The organism is Streptomyces sp. adm13(2018), assembly GCF_008042145.1.
Classification (GTDB): Bacteria; Actinomycetota; Actinomycetes; order Streptomycetales; family Streptomycetaceae; genus Streptomyces.
This window is the reverse complement of record NZ_RDBH01000076.1, coordinates 1-4,582: the sequence shown is the minus strand read 5'-3', so window position 1 is coordinate 4,582 and position 4,582 is coordinate 1. Positions and strand designations below refer to the sequence as shown.

Here is a 4,582-nt window from a genome sequence, read left to right as displayed (position 1 = left end):
GCGCGGGCGAAGCGGGCGGCGAGGGCGGCCGCGACGGTGGACTTCCCGCTGCCGGGGATGCCGGCGAGCAGCACGGTCGCGGGGGCCGGTCCGGGGGTGTCGACGGTGATGTCCTCAAAGGTCATACGGGCCTCTCCTCGCCGGTCGCGTGCCGTTCCTCGCCGAGGGGACGACCGGTCGACGATACGGCCGTGCGAGGTTGAAGGAATCCAGGTGCGAACTCCCGGGAAGCCCGTGAAGGAAACTTCCAAGGAGTCACGGATAGCCCGAAAGTAACTGCCAGGTCAAGGACCTGCGCACGAATCGCCCACGGCGGCGATCCCGGGCCAGAGCTCCTGGAGCGTACGGACCGTCTCCCGGATCGCCGGGCGCCGCGCCGCCCCGGTCCGCCACATGGCGTGCAGCCGGCGCGCCGGCACCGGGTCGAGCCGGACCGGCACCACCTCCGGCGGCAGCGCCCCGCGCCCCGGGCGCGGCCCCAGCGCGGCCCCGGGAATCCCGTGGCGGCGCCCGCGCCCACGGCCGTATCGTCGACCGGTCGTCCCCTCGGCGAGGAACGGCACGCGACCGGCGAGGAGAGGCCCGTATGACCTTTGAGGACATCACCGTCGACACCCCCGGACCGGCCCCCGCGACCGTGCTGCTCGCCGGCATCCCCGGCAGCGGGAAGTCCACCGTCGCGGCCGCCCTCGCCGCCCGCTTCGCCCGCGCCGCGCACATCGAGGTCGACGGGCTCCAGTCCCTGATCGTGAGCGGCGGCCACTGGCCGAGCCCGGACGGCGACCCGGAGGCGGACCGCCAGATCCTGCTCCGCGCCCGCAACGCCTGCCTGCTGGCCGGCAGCTTCGCCGCCGCGGGCTTCCTCCCGGTCCTCGACGACGTGGTCGTACGCCGCTCCCACCTGGCCCACTACCGCGCCCACACCACGGCGACCGCGTTCCACCTGGTGGTCCTGGCCCCCGGCCCCGCCAAGGCCTGGGAACGCAACAACGCCCGGGACAAGCGGCTGACCACCGACTGGTCGTTCCTGGACGGGGCGATGCGCGAGGAACTGTCGGGCGAGGGCGTCTGGATCGACAACGCGGACCAGACGGTGGCGGAGACGGTCGACGCGGTCCTGGCGGCGACCGGACTCGCCCCACGGAAGTGACCCGCCGGACCCCGTACGCGGACATGGCCCCCGGACCCCGTACGCCGACATGGCCCGCCGGACCCCGTGCGCGGACATGGCCGCCGGACCCCGCGCGTGGGCGGGGTCCGGCGGGTGCGCTCCCGTGCGCGGGGCGGCGCGGTCAGGCGAACATCTCGGCGAGCAGTTCGGGGCCGATCACGATGGGCGCCGGGCGGTAGGCGGGCGGCAGCTCTTCCTTCAGCTCGCGGACCAGGAAGTCCCAGCAGCGGGTGCGGACATGGGCCAGGCAGTCGATGAAGGTGTGCTCGGCGCCGGGCACCACGTGCAGTTCGACGTCCTTGCCCGCCGCGAGGAGCCGGTCGGCGAACCGCAGGGTCTGCTGCGGGTGGACCTGGTCGTCCAGCTCGCCGTGGACGAGGAGCAGCCGGCCGGCCAGCCGGTCGGCCAGGTCCAGGTTGGAGGTCCTGGCCCAGGCTCCGGGCGCGCCGGCGCCGTCGTACGACTCGACGAAGCCGGCGTTGGAGGTGGGGGCGTCGTGCGAGCCGGAGAGCGCCACCCCGGCCCGGTACACCTCGGGGAAGTCGAGCAGGGCGCGCGCCGCGGCGAACCCGCCCCCGGAGTGGCCGAAGACGCCGACCCGGTCCAGGTCCATCCACGGCCGGGTATCGGCCAGCTGCCCCAGGGCCGCGACGTGGTCGGCGAGCCCGCCCGCGTCGGCCAGCCGGCCGAAGGAGGCGTCGTGGAAGGCCTTGCTCCGGCCCGGGGTGCCCCGGCCGTCCAGCGCGATCACCACGAAGCCGAGGGCCGCGAGGGGTTCCGCGTCCAGGCCCATCCCGCCGGGGTCGAAGCACGGGGCGACCCGGTTGACCTGCGGCCCGGGGTAGAGGGTGTCCACCACCGGGTAGCGCCGGGCGGGGTCGAAGCCCCGCGGCCGGTACAGCACGCCGTAGACGTCGGTCTCGCCGTCGGCCGCCTTCACGCGGAAGCGCTCCGGCGCGGTCCACCCGATGGCGGCCAGCCTGGTGACGTCGGCGCGCTCCAGCTCCACCAGGACCCGGCCGGTCCAGTCGCGGACGGTGGTCACGGGGGCGGTGTCGACGGTGGATGCCGAGTCGATGAAGTACGCACTGTCGTACGGGGATTCCGGCAGAGCGGCGATGTGGTCGAGCGCGTCGTCGGTGAGCCGGGCGAAGCCGGAGCCGTCCAGACCGACCCGGCACACCGAGCGGCGGTACGGGTCCTCGTCGACGAGCCCGGAGGCGGTGAAGTACACGACCCGCTCGGCCTCGTCGACGCGCAGGATCTCCCGGACCAGCCACGGCCCGGAGGTGACCCGGCCGAGCAGTGCGCCGGTGTGCAGGTCGTAGCGGTAGAGGTGGCCCCAGCCGTCGCGCTGCGAGAACCACAGCACCTCGTCGGCGAGCACCCGCACGAGGGGCGGCTCGGTCATCCACTGGTTGGGCTCGACCCGGGTCCTACCGGACTCGCCGACCAGGGTGGTGACCTCGCCGGTGACCGGGTCGAGGCGGTTCAGGGTGAGGGAGTGGTGGTCGCGGGGCCGGGCGAGGAAGTGGACGGCCGAGCCGTCCGCGGACCACCGGGCCCACTTCACGGTGATCGGCGACACGTGGGTCATGATCAGGGGCTCGGTCCGGGCCCGGACCACCGTGCCCTCGGCGACGTCGAGCACGACCAGTTCGGCGAGCGGCAGGTGCTCGTCCCCGGCGTACGCGTACGGCTGGGTGTGCAGGCGCGGGGCGCCGCCGTCGGCGGGCCGCGCCTCCACCAGGTGGGTCCGGCGGACCTCGCGCTCGTCGGTCCGGTGGGCGAGGACCTTGGTCGAGTCCGGCGACCAGGCCACCGCGGGCGGCAGATGGGGCAGGCCGAGCTTGCGGAGCAGGGTGGCGTTCCCGGTCGCGGCGGGGCCCGGGCCGTAGGCGTGGCCGGGCGCGCCGTCGGTGGTCAGGGGCCACTCGCGGCCGTCGGACAGCGAGCGGGCCCACAGGTCGTGCCCCCGCTGGGACACCGCCGACCTGCCGTCGGGCGACACCACGTCCAGCGGACTGCCCGGGGCGGTGAACTCGGCCGGCCCGCAGGTGTAGCCGTCGAGTTCGCAGCGCCAGTACGCGCCGAACGCCACGAACCGGACCTCGTCGTCGGAGAGTTCGATGCCGGGGAACGGCAGCGCCTCGGGGTCGACCGGCTGCCCGGCGGCGGCGGCCAGCGAAGCGGCCAGCCGGGCGTGGTCGAAGGCGGGGCGTCTGCTGCCCGCCGCGGGGTCGACCAGCACGAACCGCTTGCCGGACCCGTGGGCGACGGCGTACCAGAACCGGGCACCCCCGTCGATCCACTGCGGCCGGACCTTGTCGCCGACGACGAGCTCGCCCGGTCGAGCGAGGCGACGGAGGAGCTGCTCGGCGGCCTGGTAGTTCTCGGTGCTGCTCATGCTTTCGTGTCCGTCCTCGGGGTCGGTCGATGGCGAGCGGATCGGTGGGCGGGGTCGGTCGGGACTCGCGTACTGGCGGGGGCGGTCAGGGCCGGGGGCCGCCGGAGGTGTTCCAGCGGCGCTCCGGCGTGGCGGGTTCAGAGGCTGCGTGCGGTGATGTCGCCGTACGAGGTCGTGGCGTGGACGGTCAGGCCGGAGGCGGCGCCGGCGGCGTTGACGAGGGCGTTGTGGACGCGGCCGTAGGCGGTGCCGGCGTTCAGCGTGGTGGAGACGCCGCGGGCGGCGTCGATCGCGATCGCGCCGGACTCGGTGCGCAGGACGACCGAGCCCCGGGTGGCCTCGGAGACGCGCAGGTCGCCCTTCTGGGTGCTGATCTCGGCGGACCCGCCGAGGCGGCCGACGGTGATGTCGCCGGCGAGCAGGACGAGTCGGGCGCTCGCGGCCTCGTCGAGCTCGACCGTGCCCTGGGCGCCCTCGAACCGGACGTCGCCGAGCGGTCCGACACCGCGGAGGTCGGCGGCGGCCGTCCTGGCCTCGACGGCGGAGCCGGCCGGGAGCTGGACGGTGACCTCGACGGAGCCGGAGTCGCCCATGATCCGGTTCTTGGCGGGGGCGGCGGCGATCCGCAGGACGCCGTCGGCGAACTCGACCGAGACCTCCTCGGCCGCCTTCACGTCGTTGCCCTTGGCGGGGTTCGCGGGGCGGACCTCGACGGTGGCGTCGGCGCGGTCGGCGGCGACGAGCCGGATGCGGCCGGCGGGGATGTCGAGAACGGCGGTGACGGCGGCGGTGGTGGCGAACGTCTGCATGGTGCTTCTCCCTCGATCAGGCGGGCCGCCTGCTTGCGACCCGTTGTTTCCGATGAGTGAAAAGCTACGTTGCGTTCATGGTGCTGGCAACACGTTCGTTGCCACGACATGCCTTTATTGCAGGTCAGTTGAGGTAAATCGTTGCAACGGATTCGCGGCTAACGCAACGGAAGGGGGGTGGGTGTTGCAATGGGG

At 74.3% G+C, this 4,582-nt stretch carries 4 protein-coding genes and 1 pseudogene; 1 reads left to right on the top strand and 4 read right to left on the bottom strand.

Annotated elements, in window-relative coordinates:
- On the bottom strand, window positions 1-125 hold a 125-nt coding region (locus EAO70_RS06625), incomplete at its 3' end, for a zeta toxin family protein (protein WP_187283763.1).
- Window positions 126-284: 159 nt separating this feature from the next.
- A pseudogene (locus EAO70_RS38965) lies at window positions 285-491 on the bottom strand (LysR family transcriptional regulator); the annotation flags it as partial.
- Window positions 492-586: 95 nt separating this feature from the next.
- Between EAO70_RS38965 and EAO70_RS06615 the strand changes: the two are divergent.
- Window positions 587-1,150, top strand: a complete 564-nt coding sequence (locus tag EAO70_RS06615; protein ID WP_148002075.1) for an AAA family ATPase — start codon at window positions 587-589, stop codon at window positions 1,148-1,150.
- Between the two features lie 142 nt (window positions 1,151-1,292).
- Here EAO70_RS06615 and EAO70_RS06610 read toward each other — a convergent pair whose 3' ends face one another.
- Window positions 1,293-3,578: a S9 family peptidase gene (locus EAO70_RS06610; RefSeq protein ID WP_148002074.1), complete on the bottom strand. Its 2,286-nt coding sequence runs from the start codon at window positions 3,576-3,578 to the stop codon at window positions 1,293-1,295.
- A 137-nt stretch (window positions 3,579-3,715) separates the two neighbouring features.
- Window positions 3,716-4,387, bottom strand: coding sequence for a DUF4097 family beta strand repeat-containing protein (locus EAO70_RS06605; protein WP_148002073.1), 672 nt, complete (start codon window positions 4,385-4,387; stop codon window positions 3,716-3,718).
- Between the last annotated feature and the right edge of the window lie 195 nt (window positions 4,388-4,582).

What these genes read in the sequence shown, in the direction of transcription:
- EAO70_RS06615 (WP_148002075.1), top strand. Translation starts at nt 587, where the DNA reads ATGACCTTTGAGGACATCACCGTCGACACCCCCGGACCGGCCCCCGCG.
- EAO70_RS06610 (WP_148002074.1), bottom strand. Translation starts at nt 3,578, where the DNA reads ATGAGCAGCACCGAGAACTACCAGGCCGCCGAGCAGCTCCTCCGTCGC.
- EAO70_RS06605 (WP_148002073.1), bottom strand. Translation starts at nt 4,387, where the DNA reads ATGCAGACGTTCGCCACCACCGCCGCCGTCACCGCCGTTCTCGACATC.